This window comes from Rugosimonospora africana (assembly GCF_016862975.1).
Classification (GTDB): Bacteria; Actinomycetota; Actinomycetes; order Mycobacteriales; family Micromonosporaceae; genus Rugosimonospora; species Rugosimonospora africana.
The window spans coordinates 41,271-65,370 of sequence record NZ_BONZ01000068.1 but is presented as its reverse complement, the minus strand read 5'-3'; the positions used below and the strand labels follow the sequence as shown (position 1 = coordinate 65,370).

Genomic DNA, 24,100 nt, shown 5'->3' with positions numbered 1-24,100 from the left:
GGCCCGGATGAACCCGGCCAGGCCCAGGCCGGCACTCGCGATGCCTAACGCGCGGGTCAGCCGTCCGGCCGGAGGCCGGCGCCGTTGGCGGGTGGGGAGGGACGGAGGTCTGTCACCGGTGCCCACCGACCACGCCGGTACCGCCAGGCCCGCCCCGCCACGGCTCCCGCCACGGTGCGGTGAACGCGCGCAGGGCGGCGACGGCAACCGGGGCGAGGCCCTGCGCGGCCGTCCCGGCGCGCAGGTCGTGGTCGACCCCGGGCAGCACGACCAGACCGGGGCCGCCGGTACCGGCGCGGTGCAGTGCGCGCACCAGAGCCGGGGCGGTCGAGCACGGTACCTGCGGGTCGGCGGTGCCGCAGGTGACCAGCACCCGGGTACCGGAGCGCAGCCGCGACGCCACCGACGACGGGTCGATCGCGTCGATCGAGCGCGTGTACCGGCCGTTGACCTGACCGAAGAACAGGTTCAGGGCGGCCGCGATGCCCGGCAGCAACCCGGTCACGTCGACCGGCTGGCCGGCCCGGAACTGGGCGGTCGCCCGATCGATTCCGGCCTTGTTGGTCGCCGCGTCCGCGACGCTGATCGTTCCGGCGACGACCTGTCCGTCCAGCGCCTCGCCGAGCTGAAGGCGGACCAGGTCGAGGAAACGCTCGTCCAGCGGTTGCAACAGGCCCACACCGGCCGGCCGGGGCGCGCCGCTCTCCGCGACCAGCAGGGCGGTGAGGCCGCCTTCGCTGTGACCGAGAACCGACAACGCGCGCCGGTCGGCCTCCGGTTGCCCGGCCAGCAGCCGGTAGGCGGCGACCGCCTGCCGCACCTGCGCGGCGTAGTCAAAGTCGGAGATACGGCCGGTGTACGCGCCGAGGCCGGTTTCGCCGGTGCCGTACTTGTCGAAGCGCAGGCTCATGATGCCCTGCGCGCCCAGCTGGTCGGCGAGGTACGCGAGGGTGTGCGGCGTGTATCCGGCCGCCGGCTGGTCACCGTTGCGGTCGGTCGGGCCGCTGCCGGGCAGCAGCAGCGCCGCCGGGAGATGCTGTCCAGCCCGGTGCCGCGGGACGTGCACGGTGCCGTAGGTCGTGGTCCCGTCCACCACGAAGGTCACCTCCCGGTCGGCCGCCGCGACCGGCGCTGGTGCCGGCGGGCGGGATGGCGGGTGGTGTGGTGGGTCGTGCGGCAGCTGGTGTCCCCCGAGAACCAGCAGGACCGAGGCGAAAGCGTTGGCCAGGGTATGCATGGGCCGATCCCTCCGTTCGCACGATCAGGCGAGGGCCGGCGGCAGGAAGAACAGTCCGGCCACCTTGCCGCGCTGGTCGTAGCTGACCCGGCCGATCCGCTCGTCGGCCTCGAAGAACAGCGGCACGTCGACGATCGTGAGATCGCCGCCCGGGTAGACCAGCGGAGTCCCCATCCGCTCGTACGCCCCGGCCCGGCCGGACAACGCCGCCCACACAGCCGCCAACCGCGGCGCGTCCAGCCGGCTCGCGACCCGCTCGCCGAAGTCGCGGCGGGCCCGTTCCCACCGCCCGGCGACGAGGTCGGAGAACAGGCCGACCGCCCGGTCCGCGGCGTCGGGGAGCAGGTTTTCCGTCATCGGCCGGCCGGTGCGCGGATCGGTCGGCCTGCCGAACCGCTGGAAGGCCGCCTGCCTGGTGGTGCCGAGCATGCGTCCCACGTCGGCCCAGCTGCTGCCCGACGCCCTCGCCTGCTCGACGGCCCGGCGCAGCCCCTCAGACAGGCTGTGCACCGCGCCCTGCATCATCGCGATGGTGTCCAGCGGGCTCTGCGCCCGGTGCGAGGCGAGCAGGTCGCGGGCGAACTCGCGACCTGCCTCCTGACCCTGGCTCGCCGCGGTGGCCGGATCGGTTACCGTGCCGTTCACGCTGTCAAGGTATTCCTGACGCGTGCCCGCTGTCAACGACGCCTTTACGTCACCGCTGCCGGCTCGCTCCCTGGCCCGCCGGGCGGCGCTTCGGCATGTCGGCCCGCAGTAGGCTCGCTTCCTGCCCCTGTCTCGCTGCGCAGGTAGCTCCCGGCCACAGTGGGCGCAGCTGTCCGGGATTGCCGCGTCGGCCATTACGCCTCCATTTCGTGCCATGCGTACGGCACGAAATGCTATCCGGCCGGCACGAAAATCGCTACACCACGGTCCGGTACGGCACCATTGTCCACAGTGGACGCGCACTCCACCGGTGCGGCCGTCGCCTCTCTGTACGCCGATCGGCTCTCGCCCGTCTCGGCGCACGGATCCTCGTGGTCGCGGGCGAGTACGACGTCCAGCTGCCCCCGAAGCGTGCCGCGGGTGTCTCAGCGCGCCGTTCGCGTGCGGCGCCGGCGGGTGCGGCGGCGTGGCCGGTCGTCGTTGTCGGCCAGCGCGGTGTGCGTCACCTTGTTCGCCAGCCCCACCCCGACGACCGCGAAGCCGACCTGGATGCCCAGCAGGATCCAGTTCCAGGACAGGCCGTGCCAGTGGGCGTCCCCACGACTCAGCGAGAGGTGTCCGGCGATCCAGGTGCCGGCGACTGCGGCCGCGACGCCGATGAGGAACGTGACGAAGACGCCGATGCGCTGCCGGCCGGGCAGCACGAGCCGGCCGAGTACTCCGATGACCAGGCCGATGGGGATGGCGACCAGATAGTCCGACACGCGCATGAGGACAGTATCGGGTCGACGACGCACATCGGCATCTCGGGGAGTGACGACCGTTGACCCGCTTGACGCGTGGGACTATCCGACTTAGCGTGTAAGCTACGGTTATTAGCCAATGGCGAGAGGGTGACCCGGAATGGCAGTGCACGGTTCCATGACGGTCGGGCGGCGCACGCGCGTGGCACAGGTGCTGCTGTGGCTCGCCGCTGTCGCGGCCGCGGCCAGCGCGGTCACCGCGTTCGGTGGTGTGGCCTCGGCCGGCGGGTCGACGAAGGTCGTGGAGACCTGGCGCGCGTACGGCTTCGTCGTCTTCGCCGGACTCTTCGCCCTGCTCGCGCTCCGCCCGCGGGGCTATCGAGGAATGTGGGAGCTGGTCATCCTCAACAAGGTCGCGCTGACCGTGACCGCCGTCTTCTACGCCGCCCACGGTGGCATCGCGGACACCGGCACGATCATCGGCTGGGATGGCGGCCTGTCCGTGGTCCTGGTAGTCGCGTACGTGCTCACGGTCTGGTCCGGCTCGACGCGTCCGGCGCCACGCGGCGATACGGAACAGTCGTCCGGGCCGGGCGTGCAGGTCGGGCGTCCAGGGGTCGGGCGTACGGCATGATGGCGGCATGGCATCCGAATCCCGGCAGGTCAGCGAGCGTATCGACCGGCGCGTGTCCGAGGTGTACGACTTCGTGGTGGAGCCGGCGAACGTTCCGCGGTGGGCGCCCGGACTCGGCAGCTCGGTGGAGAACGTCGACGGGCGGTGGTTCGTGGACACGCCCGACGGCCGGGCCGAGTTGGCGTTCGTGGAACGCAACGGGTTTGGCGTCCTCGACCACTACGTCACGATGTCCTCGGGTGAGGTCTTCTACAACCCGATGCGGGTCGTCCCCGACGGCGATTCGTGCGAGGTGCTGTTCACCGTGCGCCGCCGACCGGGCCTGAGCGATGAGGACTTCGCCCGCGACGCGGGCGCTGTCCAGGCCGACCTCACCCGGCTGAAGCGGCTGCTGGAATCGGAGTGACCCGACAGCATTGACCCGACGGCCGCGACCCGGACGGCCGTGAGTCGGCGGCCAGGACGCGGCGGCCGTGAGCCGGCGGCCGGGACGCGGTCGAGCGGCCGGAAGCGGGCCTGCCCGGACCGGGATGGAAGTCGCGTCGACATCCTTTGCTCTGCTTACCTCTACGCAACACAAACGGCGTTCGAGTGTTGCCTATGGGTAAGCAGAGCAAAGCATCCGCGACGGACATCCGCCTCGGTCCGCGCGTCCGGTCAGAAGAGCGCGAGCCGTCCGGTCAGAAGAGCGCGAGCTGTCCGGGGAGCGGATCGCGGCGCCGACGCGAACCGCGAGTCCACTGTTGGGGTAGCGGCGCCGGATCCGGCGCGTCCGGTGGCAATCCGCCGGTGAGCGCCCACAGCGACGGTCCGAGGATTATGCCGCGACCGGCCAACGCGCGCTTCATCACCGTGAGACTCAGCGGCAACCGCAGCGTGTGCAACTCCGGTATCGGCAGGTCGTCACGCATGGCCATGAGCCGGCGGTTGCGGTCGATCGTCTCCCGGCCGGCCGCCGAGCCGAAGTGCTCGCCGGATCGCTCGCCGACCACGGCACACACCGCCTTGTGGTCGCCGCCGTCCCAGACCGCCCACGCCTGTTCCACGCTGCCGAACGCGGCGAGTAGCCGGGCGGCGGTGGCGGCACCGAAGCCCGGTACGCCGCGCAGGTTGTCGGACGGGTCGCCGCGCAGGGCGGCGTAGTCGCGGTACTGGGACGGGGTGACGCCGTACGTCTCTGCCAGGGCCGCCGACGTGACCAGTACCGCCTGGTCGAACCCGCCGTTGCGCACGCGCAGCACCGACGTGGACGCGTCGATGAGCGCGAACGAGTCCCGGTCGCTGGTCATCAGTACCGTGCGCCAGCCGCCGCGCCGGGCGTGCGCGGCCGAACTGGCCAGGACGTCGTCGGCCTCGTAGGCGTGCGGTACCACGGTGGCGATGCCGGTCGCGTTGAGCAGGGCGGGGGCGGCGGTGATCTGGTCGGTCAGGTCGGCGGGCTTCTCCGGGCGGTGCGCCTTGTACTCGGAGTAGTGCTCCTTGCGCGCCGAGTAGTCCGGACAGTCGAAGCCGACCACCAACGCGTCCGGGCGCAGCAGGGCGGCGGCCCGTGCGGCGTAGCCGACCAGGCCCTTGAGCGCCCACACCGCCCGGCCGGACGCGTCGACGAGCTGCCCGGTCGCCGCCGCATGGTATGCGCGGTGAAGCAGGCTGTTGCCGTCGAGCACGAGCAGTAGCGGGGGTGCGGAAGGCGCCACCGGTCCAGGGTAGTGGTCGAGGCCGGCGCGGCCCGCCACCCGCCCCGGGCCGGTCAACTGCCGCTTCGTCGGCGGTCGGGCCGGCCGGCGGGGCCGCCGCCCGGTCCGCCGGAAGACGCGCCGGAAGACGCGCCGTGCGGCCGGTCCGCCACCACCGGCCACCGCCGCCACACCGCCACGTGCAGGACGATGCCGAGAGCGAGGAAGTTCAACGAGGCCAGGGCGACCCAGTCGTCGACGGTGGCGCGCCGGAAGTCGACCTGCGCGGCGTACGCCCGCAGCGCCAGGTACACCACCGTGGCGACCGCGGCGACAAGTACGAAGAGCAGAGTCCGGCCCGGCGCGGGCGGAAGGCGGGTCGCCGGCCATCCCTCGAACAGCATGGCCACCAGCAACCCGCTGGCGATGACGGCGCCACCGAATGCGTCGATCCGGCCGGGCTCCCAGCCGGCGACCCCGCGCAGCAGGGCGAAGCTCCCGGCGGTGACCGCGGCGATCCCCAGGTTGCCGGCGAGCAACCGGAGGCCCTGATGCGGAATCAGGGTGAACGGCAGGCCGCGCAGGACGACGAAGATGACCACCTGCCAGACCCCAAGGGTGATGAGCAGCGCGCCGTACACCGGAGCGGGAACCGGCCCGTGCGGGTTGCGGAGACCCTCGGCGGCCCGCATGGAAGCGGGCACCTGGTCGAGGTTGACCAGCGTCAGGTACGCCACCACCGCGGCCGCCCAGCTCACCACGAGTGCGGCGGCACCCGACCAGATCCGGCCGAGCCGGCGCAGCGGCCAGCGTTCGCAGACCAGGGTCAGCTGGAGGATCGCGGTGAAGGTGCTGGCGCCCAGGCCGATCGTGGTGGGGAAGGTGGGCGGATGCCCGAGCCCCGCGTTCGCGGTGAACAAGCCGCGCAGGTCGAACCGGCTGACCACGATCTGCCCCAGTACGGTCAGCGCCGTTCCGGCCGCGAGTGCGATCAGCGTGTCGACCAGTCCGGACCAGCCGGACCGCAGGCCGGTGCCGGGCCAGTCCTGCCACCAGAACGCGATCATCCCGATGACCGGCAGGGCGAACGTGGTCAGCGGCCCGAGGACCAGCAACGATGCCTCCGCGCCTCCGAGCGCGGCGGCGAGCAGGAAGAAGAACGGTATGACGAACGTGAGCCCGGCGAGTCCCAGCCTGGGCTGGCCGCGTCCGGCCGGATGCGTCTCGGTGGGCGCGGACGCGTGGCGGTCCCGCGCGGTCAGTGCCGGCCGCTTGGACAGTGGCGCCGCCTGCCGGTAGCTGCCGGCGCCCCGGCCGCCCGCGTCCGGCGCTGTCGACGACGGGCGGCTCACCTCCACCTCCAGATCTGGCGTCGCGCGTGCCGAGGTGCGGCCTCCGCCAAGAGCGTGATGTGCGCGCGGATGTGAGACGCACGGGTGTGAGGTGCGCGATTGCGGGGGCCGATTTGCTGGAGCTTGTTCCTTAATGACACTGTATTCGCCGCTTGCCGGCCGCGGCCCGGGTCGGACCGCCTTGTCAACCGCTGGAGACACCGGCGAGATGAGGGGCATAGCGGGGTTGTACCCTCCATCTGGTAAGAGGTCTGACCTCTAGCGCCAGACCTCTTGGCCCGTGACGAGGCCGTGATGAGGGGAGCGCACGTGCTGGACGCAGCAGCCGGGTACCGCGGTTACCGATCGTTCGACTACCTTGAGCCGCACCGTGACTACAAGGTGTTCGAGTTGGCTCCGGAGATCGGCCGGGTACCCGGGTACGATCTGGGCCTTTCGGACGCGCAACGGGACCGGGTCGCCCGCCTGCTGCGCGAACATCCGGCGATCTCGCTGCACGAACACCCGAAGATCCTGCCGGCCGACGTGAGTCAGCTGCGTGACTACAACCGCACCGGCCGCAACGCCTTCGGCTTCGAGGGCCTGGCGCGGTCCGGCCTGACCGCGGTGTTCGACAACTTCATGAACGGCACCGGCTGCGTCACCAGCGAGCACGCCTGGAAGTGGGACGACGTCATCTACGACATCGGCCTGCGCCTGGCCGACGTCGCCAAGCAGGACTACGTGGTGCTGGCCACCACGCTGGAGCAGGTCTTCGAGGCGAGGCGGAACGGCCGGCTGGCACTGGTGGCCGGCCTGGAAGCGGCCACGATGATCGAAAACGAGCTGGACCGCATCGACATCCTGTACGGCTTCGGGGTACGGCAGATGGGCGTCGCGTACAGCCAGGCCAACCAGCTCGGCTCCGGACTGTCCGAGGAGCACGACGGGGGACTGACCCACTTCGGCCGGCGCGCGGTGGACCGCATGAACAAGCTGGGCATCGCCATCGACATCTCGCACTCCGGCGACCGCACGTCGATGGACGTGGTCGAGGCCAGCCGCGTACCGGTGTTCATCACCCACGCCGGGGCGCGGTCGGTGTGGAACACCCCGCGGATGAAGCCGGACGACGTGATCCGGGCGTGCGCCGAACGCGGCGGTGTCATCGGAATCGAGGCCGCCCCGCACACCACGCTCTCGCCGGCACACCCGCACCACTCCATCGAATCGGTGATGGACCACTTCATGTACTGCGTGAACCTGGTCGGCATCGACCACGTGGCGTTCGGTCCAGACACCAACTTCGGCGACCACGTCGGGCTGCACAACAGCTTCACCCAGCACCTGGCGATCGGCCGGGCGCACGGCGTGGCCGAGCACCCCCGGGTGCCGTACGTGTCCGGCATGGAAAACCCGGCGGAGTGCTTCGGCAACATCGTCGGCTGGCTGGTCGCGCACGACTACTCGGACGACGAGATCGCCAAGGTCGTCGGCGGCAACATCGTCCGCGTGCTCGGGGAGGTCTGGTGAACCGGCTGAAAGTCAACGGTGCGGAGCTGGTGGTCGAGGCGTTCGGGCCGGAGGACGGGCCGGCGATGATCGTGCATCACGGCGCTCCGGGGCTCGGTTCCCGGGCCGAGCCGAAGCGGTCGTTCGGCGCGTTCGCCGACCGGATGCGGGTCATCGTGTTCGACGCCCGCGGCTCGGGCGAGTCCAGCGACGACGAGCCGTTCACCCACGAACAGTGGGTGGCCGACGTGGACGCGATCCGGGAGCACTTCGGGTACGAACGGATCGTCATGGCCGGCGGCTCGTACGGCGGGTTCATCGCGATGGAGTACGCGATCGCCCACCCGGAACGGGTCCGTGCCCTGGTGCTGCGCGACACCGCCGCCGACACGGCGCACGACCACCTGGCCGTCGAGCGGGCCCGGTCGACGGACCGCGTGGTCATCCCGGAGTGGGTGATCGAGCGCATCGGTACCGGCCACTTCGAGAGCAACGAGCAACTGCGCGAGTACTGGAAGTCGATCCTGCCGCTCTACGACCACGACCACGACCCGGCCGCGGACGCCGCGAAGCTCGCCGCGACCCGGTTCCACTACCGCACTCACAACGCCGCCTTCGGGCAGAACATGCCGCGTTACGACCTCAAGCCGAAGCTGCCGCGGGTCTCCTGCCCGACCCTGGTCACGGTCGGCCGGCACGACTGGCGTACCCCGGTGGGAGCCTCGCAGGTCATCGCCGACCTGATTCCCGACTCGCGGCTGGTCGTCTTCGAGAACTCCGGCCACTCGCCGCAGTTGGAGGAGCCCGAGCTGTTCCAGCGGGTGGTGCGCGACTTCCTCGACTCCGCGGGAATCGCCTGAGCCTGAGCCGGCGGCCATCGTCCACCCCATGTTCACCTTCATCGATTTGAATCGTGATCAGGGTGGCCAGCGCGACGCTGGCCGGTCAGGGAGGATTCCCCGTGCGCAGATCCCGTTTCCTCGTCGCCGCGGCCGTCGCGGCGGCCTCCGCTTTCGTCGTGGCTTCCGCTCTAGTCGTGGCGGCCGCCTCCCCGGCGTCGGCGGCCGGTTCCGGCAGCCGGTTCTCCGAGACGACCACTGTCGGCACGCACAACACGTACGACCCGGCCACGTTCCAGTACCTCGCCCAGGCGCTCGACCAGCACCCCGGGCTGATCGAACTCGACGTCTGGGACGACATCTTCACCCGCGAGTGGAAGGTCAGCCACGACAATCCGCTGGGCAACGGCAACAACTGCGTCGCGGCCAGCAGCGCGTCCCAGCTCTACACCGGCGGGGCCAACAAGGACCTGGAGTACTGCCTCGACGACATCCGGGTCTGGCTGGCCGCACACCCGGGCACCGGGCCGCTGTTCCTCAAGCTGGAGCTGAAGGCCGGATTCAGCAGCCGTACCGGCCTCGGACCGGCGCAGCTCGACTCGGCGATCGCGGCGCACCTCGGCTCCGCCGTGTTCAAGCCGGCCGACCTGGCCAGCGGGTACGCGTCGCTGGACGCGGCCGCGAAGGCCAACGCGTGGCCGACCCGGGCGCAGCTGGCCGGCAAGGTGGTCATCGAGATCATCCCCGGTACGGTCGAGGAGAACAACCCGACCGACTCGCTGTGGACCGACGTCGAGTACGCGCAGTACCTCAAGGGCCTCGCCGCCTCCGGGACGCTGTCCAAGGCGCAGATCTTCCCGGCCGTGCACAACGCGGCCAGCGGCGACCCGCGCACCCGCTACGGCGACGCCACGCTGCGCCCGTGGTTCGTGGTCTTCGACGGCGACGCGACCCAGTACGTCACCGGTGGCATCGACACCTCCTGGTACGACACCAACCACTACCTGCTGGTGATGACCGACGCGCAGAACGTGCCGCCGGCGGTGGCCGACGGCGACGCGGCGGCGGCGCAGGCCCGGGTGGCCGCGCTCGCCGCGGCGCACGCGAGTGTCGCCTCGTCGGACTGGTCGGACATGCCGCAGGTCGTCGGCCTGGTGGACACGCGCGGCTGACGCCCCCACGGAACGCCGGGGCGCGGGCAACCGCCCACGCCCCGGCATCGCGTCGTGACAGATCCTTGGTGGACAGAACACCTAGGCGACGAACCGCACCGGAAGTTCCAGCAGGCCGCGGAACGGTGAGCCGGCCGGCAGCCGGCGCAACTGGTCGGCCGGTACGCCGAGCCGCAGCCCGGGAAGCCGGCGCAGCAACGCGCCGATGCCGATCCGTGCCTCCATCCTGGCCAGCGACACCCCCAGGCAGTAGTGCACGCCGTGACCGAAGCCGATGTGCGGGCCGCGCTCGCGGCACACGTCGAGCCGGTCCGGCTCGGCAAAGAACGCCGGGTCGTGGTTCGCCGCGTTGATCACGACGCCGACGATGGACCCGGCCGGGATCCGAACACCCTGGTACTCGATGTCCTCGGTGGCGATCCGCGGACTGGCGACCGGCAACGGACCGTCGAACCGCAGCAGCTCCTCGATCGCCGCCGGCAGCAGGTCGGGCTTCGCACGCAGCACATCGAGCTGGTCGGGGTGGGTCAGCAGGGCGACCGTCGCGTTGCCGATGAAGTCCGCGGTGGTCTGGTGCCCGGCGAACAGCAGCAGGAACGTGGTGGTGACGACCTCCGGTTCGGTGAGCTTCCCGTCGCGGTCGCAGGCGTCGATGAGTTCATTGATCATGCCCGCTGTGGGGTGGGCGCGCTTGGCCTGTACCAGGTCGGCGAGGTAGTGGTTCAGCCGCAATTGCGCTTCCTGTACGGCCGCCCGCTCCTGTTCCGGCGGCCGGCGGGACGACCCGGACGTCCGGATCACCTGGGTCCAGCCGAGAACCCGGTCGTGGTCGATCTCCGGTATCCCCAGCAGGTCGCAGATCACCATCATCGGCAGCGGGATCGCGAAGTCGCGCATCAGATCGCACTCGCCGCGCGGGATGATCTTTTCGAGCAGGCTCTCCACGAAGCCGGCCACCCGGGGCCGCAGCGCCTCGACCCGCCGTGTGGTGAACGCCTGCGACACGATCTGGCGCAGCCGATCGTGCTCCGGCGGATCGGAGTTGAGCATGTTCTTGTTCAAGCCCTCCGAGTTCGGCCCGAAGATCCGCAGGTAGTGCTGTTCCGGACCGTAGAGATCCTTGGACAGCCGGGGATCGGTGAGTGCCGCCTTAGCGTCGTCGAACCTGCTGATCAGGTAGGTGTCGAACCGCGCGCCGGTGACCGGGCACACCGGGGCGCCCTGCCGCAGCCGGGCGAACGCGGGGTACGGGTCGGCGGCGAACTCGTCGGTGTAGAGCTCCGACGCGGGTATGGCCTGCGCGGGTATGGCCGGGCGGCCGGCCTGGTTCTCGCTCATCGCGGCTCCTCCGGTTCCCTGCGCACGCTGTGCAGCACCTGGTAGGTGTGTCGCTGCGCGGACTCGCGCAGCTCACGGATCATGGCCAGCAGCCGGTCCCGGTGCTCGCTGCGGCCGAAGGCGTCCAGCCGGTCGCGGTCCGCCCAGTCGCTGATGATCAGGTAGCTGCGCGGGTCGTCGGCATCGCGGACCAGGTCCTGGCGCAGGCACCCGGGCAGCTGCCGGATCTCTTCGGCCGCGCCCAGCCACTCCGCCTCGAAACGCTGTTCACAGCCTTCCCGGGCACGCATCGCGAGCACCGTGCGCACCATCGTCATCGGGCGCTCCCGAAGGTCAGCTGCAGGTTGGCGCGCAGCGCGTCGGCGTCGATCGGCTGGCTGCGGAACCCGACGTGCCCGTCCGGGCGGATCAGGTACAGCGCGGTGCCGTCGACCCCGTACGCGGTGCGGAACTCGCCGGAGTCGTCCCGGATCACCGGTGGGTCCAGCATCCACGGCACCCGGGCGTCCGCGTCGAGCAGCAGGTACACGTCGATCTCCCCGAACGCCTGCTGGCGGACGTCGGCGCACAGCTTCTCCACGGCGATCACCGCCGCCTCGCTGGCCGTGCGGTCGGCGTACACCAGCAGCGTGTACCGGGTGCCCCGGGTCAGGTCGCGCAGGCGCAGCAGGTGGCCGACGCCGCGCCGGTACAGGCCGCCGACATCGGGTGCGCGGTCGCCGGGCCGGGGGCCGTCGCGCAGCGCCTCGGGCGTGGTCACCGACTGGCCGACCAGCGGGCTGGCGGAGTAGCTGAGCAGCATGGACATCTCCTGCAGGAACTGCCGCTTGAGGTCCTCGCGGTCCAGTTCGTCGGTGAACGCCATCCGCACCGCCCGCCCGACGATCTCCTCGCCCTCCGGACGCCGTTCGGTCTCGTAGCTGTCCAGCAGGCCGGGCGTGGCCATCCCGCGCACCGCCAGGGCCAGCTTCCAGGCCAGGTTCCAGGCGTCCTGGATGCCGGTGTTCATGCCCTGCCCGCCGGCCGGCGGGTGCAGGTGCGCCGCGTCGCCGGCCACGAACACCCGACCCTCGCGGTACCGGTCGACGATCCCGTGGCTGATCCGGAACACCGAGGACCAGCGCAGGTTCGACGCGCGGGTACCGGGCGGGGCCAGTTGGTTCAGCGCGGCCTGAACGTCGGCGAGGGTCGGCTCGGCAAGCTCCTCGCTGAACCCGGGCGGGGCGTCCCTGCCGCCGGTCTGCGCGAAGAACCGGGGCGGCGCCATCGTCGCGAGCCGGTACCGCGACTCCCCGCGCAGCGGGACGCACACCAGCATGTTGTCCATCCGGCCGTCGGTCTCGTGCATGAACCGCAGCAGGTGGCCCTCCGGCATGACCCAGTCCACGTCGACATCGCCGAGCATGAACAGTTGCGGGAACTTGCCCAGCCCACCGGTGAACGTCAACCCGAGCAGCTCGCGGACCTTGCTGTGCGCCCCGTCGCAGCCGACCAGATACTTCGCCCGTACCGTCTGCCGGCCGCCACCGGCCAGGTCGAGCGTCGCGAGTACGCCGTCGTCGTCCTGGCTGAACGCGACCAGCTCGGCACCCCGCTCGGGAACCACGCCGAGCGTGGCCAGCCGCCCGGTGAGCAGTCGCTCGGTCTCGTACTGGGGCAGGCCGAGGTGCGCGTACGGCAACTCGGGCAGCTCCCAGCTGCCCCGGTAGGTCTCCTTGCCGTTGACGAACACCATCTGGCCCGTCAGCCAGATTCCGGCGTCCATGGCGTCCCGCACGATGCCCTGGTCCTCCCAGATCTCCATGGTGCGGCAGTGCACGCCGATCGCCTTGTCGGCCTGGGCCGGCGGGGTGGCCAACTTCTCCGCCACCTGGCACCGGATGCCGCGCCGGGCCAGCTCGACGGCTGCGGTCAGCCCGGTGGGCCCCGCTCCCACGATGAGTACGTCCGTTGTGCTGTTCACGTCGATCTCCTTGCCGGTACGGGGTTCTCGTCCGGTCCCGGGCGTGAACCTGCTTGGGGAGCGCTCCGCGAGCCCGTTTTCGGGACCGGTCGCGAGGTGGAACATGCGGCGACGGAAGTCGAGGAGGAACGGCGCGATCGGCCCCGCCTCCTCCTGCGCGTGTGCCGGGTTGCCGATCCACTGGAAGAACTGCGCCTCGCTGTCCCACTCGGCGACGATGTGGAACACGTCCGTACCCGGCTCGCACAGCAGGTCCTCGCGCAGGTACCCGGGTACCCCGGCCATCCGGGACAGCACCTGCGCGTACCCGCCGGCGAACTCCGCGCGCCGGGCGACCGGTACCGTCACCTCGACGTCCACGCAGATCCGCGACCCGGCACCGTCCCAATGGTCCGCGGCTGGGTGGTTGGGAGCGGCGCCGCGCATCACCCGGTAGCTGTCCGCGCCGGACGCCTCGCGCAGCGGGCGCACCGCGTCGGCGAAGCGCGCGGCGACCGGCCCGTCCTCGTAGTCCCGCAGCGCGGACTCGTCGTCCCACTCGGCCACCACGACGAACGAGCGGGGATCGTGCGCGTCCCGCAGCAGTTGCCAGGCCAGGTTGCCGGCCAGCTGACCGACCTGCCCGGCCTGCGCCCGCCACGCGGACTCGACGGCCTGCTCGCACCCCGGGCGCACGCGCGTCCGGAGCATCGTCCTGATCACGGGGTCTCCTCAACCGGTGGCGACCTGCGGCGGTCAGCGGGCGGCGGTCAGCGTGGGCGTGGCGGCCAGTGCGTGGCAGTCAGTGGGGCGTGGCGGCCAACGGGCGTGGCGGCCAGTGCGCGGCGGTCAGTCCTCCGCCTTCCAGCGGTAGAACTCGTGGGCCACCGCGTCCTCCGGACTGCGCCAGGTGTCCGGGCTGTACGCCTCGATGAACGGGCTGAGATCTTCCATGATCTTGGCGAACGCGGGCTGGTCGTGGTTGTCCCTCGCGGTGTCCGCGAACGACTCGTCGCCGCGCTCCATCACGTGCAGGTACACGTCGTCGAGCGCGTACAGCCAGCGCCCGGTGACGCCCATCCGGACCGGCAGCTCGGTCTTGTCCGACTCGGCGAAGATGCGGGCGATGTCGGGTTCCGCGCCGGGCTTCATGCGCGCGACGATGACGAGTTGGTTCTCGGCGACCGTCGGGGGCTTGCCCGACTCATCCTCGGCGGTCCAGCTGTAGAACTCCTTGGCGACGGAGTCGGACGGCACCTTCCAGTCCCTCGGGTACGGCGTCACGTACGGCGCGATCTTCTCGGCGATCTGCTGGAACGCGGGCAGCCCGCGGGGACGCTCCAGCGTCTTCGGGTCCACGTTGCGTTCGATGACGTGGATGTAGAGGTCGTCGAACGAGAGCAGGGTCCGACCGATCACGCCGAAGTCCTGCGGTCGCGTCGTCTTGTCGTAGTAGCCGAACACCTCGGCGACAGTGCTCTCACTGCCCGGGACGATGCGACAGACGATCACGCTTCGGAAAGTCATGGCTGCTCCTTGGCTGGCGGATCCTTGACGGGCGTAGACACCGCGGCGACACCGTAGATGCCGCGGCGACACCGTACGGCCGGGTGCGGTCGGGCTGACGCCAGTGACCCTGCCGGCCGTCGCGTCTCTGCGCCGTCACCGCGATCCGGTCGCCGTGCCGCGAAACGGTGACGCCGCGGGGACGGGTGGCTGCCAGGATGGGTCCGCTCTCGCCGACGCCGGCCCGGCGAGGGGGACTCGGTGAGGCCGGCCGGTGAGGCAGGTAGTCCTCAGGCCGGTCGCTCTCAGGATGGCCGCTCTCGAGACGGCCGCTCTCAGGATGGCCGCGTGACGCGGGGAGGATCGGTACCGGGGCGGCCCTGGCGCTGGCCAGACGAAATGATCGGAGGAAGGACTTGATTGATCAGTTCGTGCATCGCCGTGGACGGTTCGAGTTGCAGCTCGCGGAGGAGGAGATCCCGGTACACGTAGAACGCGTGCAGCGCCTCGTAGGCGTTGCCCTCGGCGAGGTGCGTCGCGACGACCAGGCGGTGCGGGGTTTCCCGGAGCGGCTCCGCGGCGATCGCCTCCAGCGCGGCCTGCAGCGCCGCCCCGTGGTCACCGGCCCGTAGGTGGGCACGGGCAGTCTCGTCGAGCAGATGAAGTCGCAACTGCCGGAGCCGTTCGCGTTCCAGCAACACCCAGTCGTCGTACCAGCCGGGCAACAGGTCGTGCCGGCCGGCGGCGAGGACCGGCGCGGCCGGGCGCGGATCGCCTCCCTGGTTCACCCCGCTCGCGGCGCGGACGAGTTCGTCGACGTCGACGTTGACTCGCGGATGAAGCCGGACGGTGTCGCCCGCCGCCACGATCGGGCAAAAGGGGTCCTGGCGCAACCGCCACAACGCGGTCCGCAGCGACGACAACGCACGCTCCTCCGGTGTGTCCGGCCACAGCAGCCCGGCAAGGTGCGAGCGGGTGGCACCGGGACGCAGTCCGATCAGCGCGATGGCGCGCTGCAGGCCGCGCGGCACCACCACCGGCTTGCCGTCGTGCAGCAGCCGGAACCCACCGAGCAGCACCAGCTGGATCGTCACCTCGGCATGGACAGCCGGGAGCTCGGCCGGTTGCCGCTCCTCGCTCGCTTCCCGCTCCTCACCCGGTTGCCGCGGCGCGCTCGGTTGCCGCCGCTCGGCCGGTTGCCGCGGAGGGCTCTTCCTCCCGGAGATCGGCGTGCTCTTTTCAGAGGCCATCGTTGAACCCCCTGCACGGAGACTCTCGTTCGGAAAGCCGCGCTGCCGGGGGGTTGGCTGGTGTGACACCGCTGTCCCCAAGCAACGGCCGGTGCCCTGACCCGAATACCTGCTTAGTCATAAAGTGTGACGAACGTTATCAATCGCTACTACGCTCCGTCAACGGTTCGGCCGGCGGTGCGACCGGCAGATTTTCCTGAAAACCTCACGTGACCTGCGTGGGGAGCGCAGGCCCACGCGGAACGATCCGGTACGCGCCGTCACCCCAGCGTCATAGCTCGCCCAAACCTGTGAGTTTTCTGTGACAGGCGATTGACACCCCCCGGGTCACGGTGGTGCGGCGATCCAGTCTGGGGGAACACATGGATGCTGTCACGACCGCGACCACGACACGCGGGAACCGGCGATGACCGCAGCGGCCACTGCTGAGCGGCAGCCGTGGGTGCGCTGCGCGTCGTGCTCGACGTTGCTTTATCGCAAACGGCTGTACCGCAATCTGGAAGTCTGCCCGGAGTGCGGCGACCACCGGCGGCTCGCCGCCGCGGACCGGATCGAACAGCTCGCCGACCCGGGCAGCTTCACCGCGTTCGCCGACCGGGTTCCGGCGGTCGACCCGCTCGGGTTCGTCGACCTGGTCCCGTACCCGGCGCGGCTGGCCGGCGCCCGCGCGTCCACCGGCCTGTCCGAGGCGGTGTTGTGCGGCGAGGCGGCCATCGACGGTCACCGCCTGGTGCTGGCGGCGATGGACTTCCGGTTCCTCGGCGGCAGCCTGGGTTCGGTCACCGGTGAGCTGATCGTGCGTGCCGTGGAGCGTGCCCGCCAGCGCCGGCTGCCGTTCGTCGTGGTGACCGCGTCCGGCGGAGCGCGGATGCAGGAGGGCGCGCTGTCGCTCATGCAGATGGCGACCACGATCCAGGCGATCGCCGGCCTGCGGTCGGACGGCCTGCTGAGCGTCAGCGTCATCACCGACCCCACGTACGGGGGCGTGGCCGCGTCGTTCGCGACCGCCACCGATGTCATCGTCGCGGAGAGCGGGGCCCGGATGGGCTTCGCCGGACCGCGGGTCATCCAGCAGACGCTCCGGCAGACCCTGCCCGACGGCTTCCAGACCGCCGATTTCCTGTTCCGTCACGGCTATGTGGACATGGTGGTGGAGCGCCGGCAGTTGCGGCCGGCGCTGCGCTCGCTGCTCTCGGTGGCGGCGCCGACGCCCGCCCCGCGGGCCGAAGCCCCGCGGCCCGAAGCCCCGCGGTCTGTAGCCACGAGACCCGCTCCCGCGTTGGCGGCCGCCGCACCGGTGCACGCGACCGTGCCGTCCCCTCGGGTACCGCCACCGGAGCCGGACGTCGAAGCTCCCGACCGGCCCGGGTCGGTGCGTCTGGCACCGCACGACGACCCAGGCCAGTCTCCGGGCACGGCTGGCGCGCCGGTACGCGACGGCACCTCCGCGCCGGCCGAGGCGATCGGGATCGTACGCGCCGCACGGCGGTCCGACCGACCGACCACATTGGACTATCTGGCCACCGCGTTCGACGGGTTCGTGGAACTGCACGGCGATCGGCTGGGCGCGGACTGCCCGGCGGTCGTCGCGGGCTTCGCCCGCCTGGACGGGATCCCGGTGGCGGTGATCGGGCACCAGAAGGGCCACACCACCGCCGAGTTGGTGGCGCGCGACTTCGGCATGGCGAGTCCGGCCGGGTACCGCAAAGCTGTCCGCGTCATGCGGACGGCGGCCAATCTCGGCCTGCCGGTGGTGACGCTCATCGACACTCCCGGGGCGAGCCCGGGCGTGCAGGCCGAGCAGCAGGGTCAGGCACTCGCCATCGCGGAGAGCATCTCGACCATGGCCGGCCTGCCGGTACCCGTCGTCGCGGTCATCACCGGTGAGGGTGGCAGCGGGGGAGCGCTGGCGCTCGCGGTCGCCGACCGGGTGCTGATGCGTCACGACGCGGTGTACTCGGTGATCAGCCCGGAGGGCTGCGCCGCGATCCTCTGGAACGATCCGTCCGCGGCGCCCCGGGCCGCCGAGGCCCTCTGCCTGACAGCACCCGACCTGCTGCGGGTCGGCGTGATCGACGCGATCGTCGGCGATCCGGCCGTCCCCGGCGGGCAGCACGCGCCGGGCGAGCTGCGCGCGGCGCTCACCGGGACGCTCACGCCGCTGCTGGACGTACCCGCCCAGGATCTCGTGCCGCTGCGCCGGGCGCGGTTCCGCAGGTTCTGCGCCACCGGTGACAAGGCCCGCACCGAACTGGGGAGCGTCCATGAGTACTCCGGAGCATGAGGACGGCGTGCTGGCCGCCCTGCGCCAGCAGGCCCGGTTGCTGGTGGGCGAGGTCGCCGGACCGCTGCGGCGGATCCAGATCAGTCGCGGTGACGCCGCCGTGGAGATCGAATGGCACGGCGACCACAACGGCGGGCCGGCGCGGCCAGCCGCCGTACCGCCGGCCGCACCGGTTACCGCGACCGCTCCCGCGGACGTACCGCAGGCGATGGCGGGGCCCGGGTCGGGCAGCGCCGTGTCGCACAGCATCGTGTCGCCGATGGTCGGCACGTTCTACCGCGCCCCCGAGCCGGGCGCGACGCCGTTCGTGGCCGTCGGCGATCTGGTCGAGCCGGACCGGGTGATCGGCATCGTCGAGGCGATGAAGCTCATGAACGAGATCACCGCCGGCCAGGCGGGTCGGGTGCTCGACGTGCTCGTCGACGACGGCCAGCCGGTCGAGTTCGGACAGGCGCTCATCGCCCTGGCACCGGCGTGACCGGCCGCGGGGGGATTTGCCGCAGGGGATTTTCGCACAGGGATTTGCCGTACAGGGATTTGCCGCACGGGGATTTGCCGCGCGAGACGAACAGGGGGAGGGCGCGAGCATGTTCGAGAAGGTACTGATCGCCAACCGCGGCGAAATCGCGGTACGGGTCGCCCGCGCGTGCCGGGAGTTGGGCGTACGGACGGTGGCGGTCTACTCGACCGCGGACAGCGACTCGGCGGTGGTGCGGATGGCCGACGAGGCGGTCCGGATCGGGCCGCCGGCGAGCCGGCACAGCTACCTCAACGCCGCGGCGATCGTCGAGGCGGCCCGGCAGACCGGCGCCGACGCGATCCACCCCGGCTACGGCTTCCTCTCCGAGGACGCCGACTTCGCCGAGGTCTGCGCCGACAACGGGCTGGTCTTCATCGGACCCGACCCGGAGGTGGTGCGCGCGTTCGGCGACAAGGCGCGGGCGCGCACCCTGATGCGCCAGGCCGGACTGCCGCTGAACGCGGGAAGCGCCGAGACACTGGCCAGCGCGGCAGCCGCGCGAACGGTCGCCAAGGAGATCGGTTACCCGGTCATCATCAAGAGCGTCGCGGGCGGCGGCGGTCGCGGGATGGCCGTGGTGTGGTCGCCGTCCGAACTCGCCGACGCGTTCGCGCGGACCCAGATGGCCGCACAGGCCACGTTCGGCGACAACCGGGTCTACCTGGAGCACTACCTGGTCCACGCGCGGCACGTCGAGGTGCAGGTGCTCTGCGACGCGTACGGCAACGGTGTGCACCTGGGTACCCGGGACTGTTCGGCGCAGCGCCGGCACCAGAAGCTGGTGGAGGAGGGCCCGGCGCCGGGGCTGTCCCCGTGCACCCTGGACGCCATCGCCGACGCCGCGGTGCGCGGAGCGCTCGCCGTCGGCTACCGGGGAGCGGGCACCTTCGAATTCCTCGTCGACGAGACCGAGGGATTCCGTTTCATCGAGGCGAACTGCCGCATCCAGGTGGAGCACCCGGTGACCGAAATGATCACCGGTCTCGACCTGGTGCACGAGCAGTTGCACATCGCGGCGGGCGTGCGCTTGCGGATGCGGCAGGACGAGGTACGGCTGCGAGGCGCCGCGATCGAGTGCCGGGTCAACGCGGAGGACCCGGACCGCGGCTTCGCGCCGGCGCCCGGGCGCCTCGACCGGTTCCGGCCGCCGGGCGGCCCGTTCACCCGGGTGGACACCCACGGCTACCCCGGTTACCTGGTCGGCCCGTACTACGACTCGCTGCTCGCCAAGGTGATCGTCTGGGCTCCGGACCGCGACCTCGCCCTGGACCGGATGGAACGCGCGCTGGCCGAGTTCGACATCGCCGGACCCGGGGTACGCACCACGATCCCGTTCCTCCGCCGCATCCTCGACGACGCCGCGTTCCGCAAGGGCCGCTACTCGACCGGACTCGTCGACCGTCTCGTGAATCCGCCCGCGCCGCGGGACTCCCGTCTTCCACACCCAACCACCTGATGCCAGGGAGGCCAGATGACTCTCAACACTTCGGAGCGGCGCCAGGCCGTGACCGCCGAAATCACCGCGATCCTGGTGCGCAACTGTGGACTGGATCCCGACGCGGCCGCGTCGGCGCCGACCGCGACACTGGCGGAACTCGGCATGGACTCGCTCGCCCTGCTCGAACTGGAGGCCGTCGTCGCGGACCGGCACGGCGCGCACGTGCCGGAGAACGCCGCGCTGCTCACCATCGACGAACTCGCCGAACTGCTGGACATCCGCCCGCCCGGCGAGCCGGCCGGACCCTCGCCCAGCGGCAACCCGAGCGGCAACCCGATCCCCGCGCCGGCGGCCGACCCCGACCAGCCGGGGCACACCGAGAACACCGTCGTCATCAACGCCCCCATCGAACTGGTCTGGCAGCTGACCAACGACGTCGAGCGGTGGCCCGACCTGTTCACCGAGTACGCCTCGGTGGAGGTGCTCCAGCGCACCGGGGAGACGGTACTGTTCCGGCTCACCATGGTGCCGGACGAGAACGGGGCTGTCTGGAGCTGGGTCAGCGAGCGCACCGCCGACCCGGTACGGCGCAAGGTGCGGGCGCACCGGGTGGAGACCGGGCCGTTCGAGTACATGCGGATCGGCTGGCACTACGACGAGGTACCGGAAGGTACCCGGATGACCTGGGTGCAGGACTTCGCGATGCGCCCGACCGCCCCAGTGAACAACCGCCAGATGACTGAGCGGATCAACTCCAACTCGCGGATTCAGATGGCCGTCATCCGGGAGCGCGTCGAACGTGAGCGCGTCGAACGGGCGGCTACCCGGCAGGACGCCACGGCGGGCACGGGGGCCGGCGATGAGTGACGGTACCGGTGCCGAGTTCCGCCGGGTGGTCGCGGCGCGGGACGTACCGCCGGACTGCCGGCGCGGCGGCGAGCTGCGGGTCCTGTTGGGACCGAAGACCGTCGGGAGTACGTCGGGCTTCATGGGCGTCGCCCGGCTGCTGCCGGGGGAGCGGATCGCGGAGCACTACCACCCGTACAGCGAGGAGTTCCTGTGCGTCATCCGGGGCCAGATCGTGGTGGACCTGGACGACCAGCCGGTCCCGCTGGCTACCGGCCAGGCGCTGTTCATCCCGATAGGCGCCCGGCACCGGCTGCGCAACGCCGGGGACGAGCCGGCCGAGGCGGTCTTCCAACTGGGGCCGCTGGCTCCCCGGCCCGAACTCGGGCACGTCGACACCGAGAGCGCCGCGCCTCCCGCGCAGCCGGCGCCGGCCGAGCAGTCAGCGCCGGCCGCGCAGCCGGCGCCGGCCCAGCAGTCAGCGCCGGCTGAGCAGTCCGCGGCGGCTCAACGCGACGAGCCGGCCGAGCAGCCCGCCGAGGCCCCGGCGTGAACCCGCGCCGGACGGTGGTGACCGGGGTCGGTGTGGTGGCTCCCGGCGGGGTCACCCGCGACCAGTTCTGGGCCACCATCACCGAGGGGCGGACCTCGACCCGGCGGATCAGCTTCTTCGACCCGTCCCCGTTCCGCTCCCAGATCGCCGCCGAGTGCGACTTCGACGCCGCCGCGGCCGGGCTCACCGCCGTGGAGCGGCAGCGAGCCGACCGGTACGTGCAGTTCGCGCTCGCCGCGTCGATCGAGGCGCTGGCCGACAGCGGGCTCGCGACCGACGAGGCGACCCGGCAACGGACCGGGGTCGTGCTCGGCTCGGCCGTCGGCGGCACCATGGCGCTGGAGCGGGAGTACGTCGTGGCCAGCGACTCGGGCGCCCAGTGGCTGGTCGACCACAACCGCACCACTCCGTTCCTCTACCAGGCGCTGGTTCCGAGCAGCCTGGCCGCCGAGGTCGCCTGCCGGCACGGGCTGCACGGCCCGGCCCAGGTGATCTCCACGGGCTGCACGTCCGGGATCGACGCGGTCGGGTACGCGCACCAGCTGATCTGCGACGACGAGGCGGACGTGGTGCTGGCCGGGGCGTCGGACACGCCGATCTCACCGGTGACCGTCGCGTCGTTCGACGCCATCAAGGCGACCACCGCGGCCAACGACGACCCGGCGCACGCGTCCCGCCCGTTCGACGGGAACCGGGCCGGGTTCGTCCTCGCCGAGGGCGCCGCCGTGCTCGTCCTGGAGGAGTTGGCCCACGCCCGGCGGCGTGGCGCGCACATCTACTGCGAACTGGCCGGCTACGCCAACCGCAGCAACGGGTACCACATGACCGGCCTGAGGCCGGACGGCGCCGAGATGGCGCTGGCCATCACGGCGGCACTGGACGAGGGACGGCTCAACCCGGACGACGTGTCGTACATCAGCGCGCACGGCTCGGGTACCCGGCAGAACGACCGGCACGAGACGGCCGCGTTCAAGCGGGCGCTGCGCGACACCGCGTACCGCGTGCCGATCAGCTCCATCAAGTCGATGGTCGGGCACTCGCTCGGCGCGATCGGATCCATCGAGATGGCCGCGTGCGCGCTGGCCATCGAGAACGGGGTCGTGCCGCCGACCGCCAACTGGAGCACCCGGGACCCGGAATGCGACCTCGACTACGTTCCGAACACCGCGCGGGAAGTGGACGTGGATGTCGCGCTGTCGGTCGGCAGCGGGTTCGGCGGGTTCCAGTCGGCGATGGTGTTCCGCCGGTTGACCGAGGCGGTCCGATGACCGCCCCGCGCGCTGACCGGGGCGGCGCGACGAGCAAGAGGGCCGTGGTGACCGGGATCGGTGTGGTCGCGCCGACCGGTGTCGGCGCGGACGCCCACTGGAAGCGGGTACTGGCCGGGGAGAGTGCGCTGCGGCGGATCACGCTGTTCGACCCGACCCCGTACCCGTCCACGCTGGCCGGCGAGGTGTCCGAGTTCGACGCGCTGGGATGGGCCGACAACCGGCGGGTGGTGCAGACCGACCGGTGGACCCACCTCGGGTTCGCGGCCACCCGGCTCGCCCTGCAGGACGCCGGGCTGGCCGAGGTGGCCGGCGACCCGTACCAGGTGGGGGTGACCCTGGCCAGCTCGTCCGGCGGGAACCTGTTCGGTCAGCGGGAACTGCAACGCCTGTGGAGCCAGCCGTCGCGTACCGTCGGTGCGTACCAGTCGATCGCCTGGTTCTACGCCGCCAGTGTCGGCCAGCTCTCCATCCACCACCAGTTCAAGGGCCCGTGCGGGGTACTGGTGTCGGAGACCGCCGGCGGCCTGGACAGCCTGGCCCACGCGGTACGGATGATCCGCCGGGGTACCCCGGTGGTGATCGCCGGCGGTACCGAGTGCCCGCTGAGCCCGTACGCCCTGGCCTGCCAACTGCGTGGCGGCCTGTTGACCAGCAGTACCGACCCCGCCCGGGCGTACCGGCCGTTCGACGAGACAGCCAGCGGGTACGTGCCGGGGGAGGGCGGTGCGGTCTTCGTCGTCGAGGAGCTCGGGCACGCGCTGGATCGCGGTGCGACCATCTACGGCGAGGTGGCCGGCTGGGCCTCGACGCACGACGCCCGGTACACCGACGCTCGGCAGCGCGGTGACGCCACGCAGTACGCCCGCGCGATGGAGCTGGCCCTGGAGCGCGCCGGGGCCCGGCCGGACGAGGTGGACATCGTGGTACCGGACGCGCTCGGCGTACCCGGCTATGACCTCAGCGAAGCGCGGGCCCTGCGTACCGTCTTCGGTCCGACCTCGCCGCCGGTGACCACGCAGAAGCCGCTGACCGGCCGGGCTCACCAGGGCGGCGCGGCTCTGGATGTGGCCAACGCGTTGCTGGCGATGCACCAGGGTCTGGTGCCGGCGACCGCTGGGTTGGACCGGCCGGCGTCCGGGTGCGACCTGGATTTCGTCCGCGAACACCGGCAGCAGCGGTCGGATCTCGCCCTGATCGCGGCGCGCGGCTTCGACGGGTTCAACAGCGCGGTGGTGCTGCGCCGGGGCTCCGCGCCAGGGTGACGGGATGCGGCCGGTGGAGTGAGCCGCCGGCTCGGCATTGGCGGCGGCTGGGTGAGCCTTGACGTCCACATTGGTCTCTGCCACATTGGTCTCTGCCAATG

21 protein-coding genes and 1 pseudogene are annotated in these 24,100 nt (G+C 71.5%); 12 read left to right on the top strand and 10 right to left on the bottom strand.

The features are described 5' to 3' along the window. Nucleotides 1-112: 112 nt before the first annotated feature. From Raf01_RS33595 to Raf01_RS33585, 3 genes are all read right to left on the bottom strand, one after another. A complete protein-coding gene (locus Raf01_RS33595) occupies nt 113-1,237 on the bottom strand; it encodes an alpha/beta hydrolase family protein (RefSeq protein ID WP_203922104.1) in 1,125 nt (374 codons plus the stop codon). Between the two features lie 24 nt (nt 1,238-1,261). Next, entirely contained in the window at nt 1,262-1,882 is a 621-nt protein-coding gene (locus Raf01_RS33590) for a DUF3887 domain-containing protein (protein ID WP_203922103.1), read from the bottom strand. 425 nt (nt 1,883-2,307) lie between these two features. Further along, on the bottom strand, nt 2,308-2,652 hold the full coding sequence (locus Raf01_RS33585) for a GlsB/YeaQ/YmgE family stress response membrane protein (RefSeq protein ID WP_239134164.1): 345 nt from the start codon (nt 2,650-2,652) through the stop codon (nt 2,308-2,310). 133 nt (nt 2,653-2,785) lie between these two features. Here Raf01_RS33585 and Raf01_RS33580 point away from each other — a divergent pair, with 133 nt between their 5' ends. Together Raf01_RS33580 and Raf01_RS33575 are read left to right on the top strand one after the other, a co-directional pair. Continuing rightward, on the top strand, nt 2,786-3,259 hold the full coding sequence (locus tag Raf01_RS33580; protein ID WP_203922102.1) for a hypothetical protein: 474 nt from the start codon (nt 2,786-2,788) through the stop codon (nt 3,257-3,259). Nucleotides 3,260-3,266: 7 nt separating this feature from the next. Next, nucleotides 3,267-3,665, top strand: coding sequence for an SRPBCC family protein (locus Raf01_RS33575; RefSeq protein ID WP_203922101.1), 399 nt, complete (start codon nt 3,267-3,269; stop codon nt 3,663-3,665). A gap of 274 nt (nt 3,666-3,939) precedes the next feature. Here Raf01_RS33575 and Raf01_RS33570 read toward each other — a convergent pair whose 3' ends face one another. Both Raf01_RS33570 and Raf01_RS49950 read right to left on the bottom strand, forming a co-directional pair. Further along, nucleotides 3,940-4,956, bottom strand: coding sequence for a 5'-3' exonuclease (locus tag Raf01_RS33570; RefSeq protein WP_239134163.1), 1,017 nt, complete (start codon nt 4,954-4,956; stop codon nt 3,940-3,942). A 53-nt stretch (nt 4,957-5,009) separates the two neighbouring features. Then, nucleotides 5,010-6,287 carry a hypothetical protein gene (locus Raf01_RS49950; protein ID WP_239134162.1) on the bottom strand — a complete coding sequence of 426 codons (1,278 nt, stop codon included), beginning with the start codon at nt 6,285-6,287 and terminating at the stop codon, nt 5,010-5,012. 309 nt (nt 6,288-6,596) lie between these two features. Between Raf01_RS49950 and Raf01_RS33565 the strand changes: the two genes are divergently transcribed. The 3 genes from Raf01_RS33565 to Raf01_RS33555 all read left to right on the top strand — a co-directional run bounded on the left by Raf01_RS33565 (nt 6,597) and on the right by Raf01_RS33555 (nt 9,789). Then, nucleotides 6,597-7,799 (top strand): dipeptidase, encoded by a 1,203-nt coding sequence (locus Raf01_RS33565; RefSeq protein WP_239134161.1) that lies wholly within the window; start codon nt 6,597-6,599, stop codon nt 7,797-7,799. Further along, nucleotides 7,796-8,638 carry an alpha/beta fold hydrolase gene (locus Raf01_RS33560; RefSeq protein WP_239134160.1) on the top strand — a complete coding sequence of 281 codons (843 nt, stop codon included), beginning with the start codon at nt 7,796-7,798 and terminating at the stop codon, nt 8,636-8,638. Before Raf01_RS33565 ends, Raf01_RS33560 begins: the two co-directional genes overlap by 4 nt. Before the next feature lie 158 nt (nt 8,639-8,796). Then, nucleotides 8,797-9,789, top strand: coding sequence for a phosphatidylinositol-specific phospholipase C domain-containing protein (locus Raf01_RS33555; protein ID WP_373319647.1), 993 nt, complete (start codon nt 8,797-8,799; stop codon nt 9,787-9,789). A gap of 81 nt (nt 9,790-9,870) precedes the next feature. Here the strand turns inward: Raf01_RS33555 and Raf01_RS33550 are convergent, their stop codons facing one another. The 5 genes from Raf01_RS33550 to Raf01_RS33530 all read right to left on the bottom strand — a co-directional run bounded on the left by Raf01_RS33550 (nt 9,871) and on the right by Raf01_RS33530 (nt 15,825). Further along, the gene (locus tag Raf01_RS33550; protein WP_203922097.1) at nt 9,871-11,127 is read right to left on the bottom strand and encodes a cytochrome P450 family protein; all 1,257 of its coding nucleotides are present in this window, start codon (nt 11,125-11,127) and stop codon (nt 9,871-9,873) included. Further along, nucleotides 11,124-11,444, bottom strand: coding sequence for a putative quinol monooxygenase (locus tag Raf01_RS33545; protein ID WP_203922096.1), 321 nt, complete (start codon nt 11,442-11,444; stop codon nt 11,124-11,126). Before Raf01_RS33545 ends, Raf01_RS33550 begins: the two co-directional genes overlap by 4 nt. Further along, nucleotides 11,441-13,792, bottom strand: a complete 2,352-nt coding sequence (locus tag Raf01_RS33540) for an FAD-dependent monooxygenase (protein ID WP_203922095.1) — start codon at nt 13,790-13,792, stop codon at nt 11,441-11,443. Before Raf01_RS33540 ends, Raf01_RS33545 begins: the two co-directional genes overlap by 4 nt. Nucleotides 13,793-13,918: 126 nt before the next feature. Then, entirely contained in the window at nt 13,919-14,596 is a 678-nt protein-coding gene (locus Raf01_RS33535; protein ID WP_203922094.1) for a TcmI family type II polyketide cyclase, read from the bottom strand. A gap of 314 nt (nt 14,597-14,910) precedes the next feature. Further along, a complete protein-coding gene (locus Raf01_RS33530) occupies nt 14,911-15,825 on the bottom strand; it encodes an AfsR/SARP family transcriptional regulator (protein ID WP_203922093.1) in 915 nt (304 codons plus the stop codon). Between the two features lie 406 nt (nt 15,826-16,231). Here Raf01_RS33530 and accD point away from each other — a divergent pair, with 406 nt between their 5' ends. From accD to Raf01_RS33495, 7 genes and pseudogenes are all read left to right on the top strand, one after another. Beyond that, nucleotides 16,232-18,109, top strand: a complete 1,878-nt coding sequence (accD, locus tag Raf01_RS33525) for an acetyl-CoA carboxylase, carboxyltransferase subunit beta (RefSeq protein ID WP_203922092.1) — start codon at nt 16,232-16,234, stop codon at nt 18,107-18,109. Beyond that, on the top strand, nt 18,090-18,587 hold the full coding sequence (accB, locus tag Raf01_RS33520) for an acetyl-CoA carboxylase biotin carboxyl carrier protein (protein ID WP_203922091.1): 498 nt from the start codon (nt 18,090-18,092) through the stop codon (nt 18,585-18,587). Before accD ends, accB begins: the two co-directional genes overlap by 20 nt. A gap of 109 nt (nt 18,588-18,696) precedes the next feature. Beyond that, entirely contained in the window at nt 18,697-20,085 is a 1,389-nt protein-coding gene (locus Raf01_RS33515) for an acetyl-CoA carboxylase biotin carboxylase subunit (protein WP_203922090.1), read from the top strand. A 15-nt stretch (nt 20,086-20,100) separates the two neighbouring features. Beyond that, nucleotides 20,101-20,934 (top strand): SRPBCC family protein, encoded by an 834-nt coding sequence (locus Raf01_RS33510; RefSeq protein ID WP_203922089.1) that lies wholly within the window; start codon nt 20,101-20,103, stop codon nt 20,932-20,934. Then, a pseudogene (locus Raf01_RS33505) lies at nt 20,927-21,316 on the top strand (cupin domain-containing protein); the annotation flags it as partial. The gene Raf01_RS33510 and the pseudogene Raf01_RS33505, both read left to right, overlap by 8 nt. Nucleotides 21,317-21,462: 146 nt before the next feature. After that, complete coding sequence (locus Raf01_RS33500) at nt 21,463-22,734, top strand: beta-ketoacyl-[acyl-carrier-protein] synthase family protein (RefSeq protein ID WP_203922087.1); 1,272 nt, start codon at nt 21,463-21,465, stop codon at nt 22,732-22,734. Next, nucleotides 22,731-23,999, top strand: coding sequence for a beta-ketoacyl synthase N-terminal-like domain-containing protein (locus Raf01_RS33495; RefSeq protein WP_203922086.1), 1,269 nt, complete (start codon nt 22,731-22,733; stop codon nt 23,997-23,999). The genes Raf01_RS33500 and Raf01_RS33495 overlap by 4 nt, the downstream gene beginning before the upstream one ends. Nucleotides 24,000-24,100 lie beyond the last annotated feature (101 nt).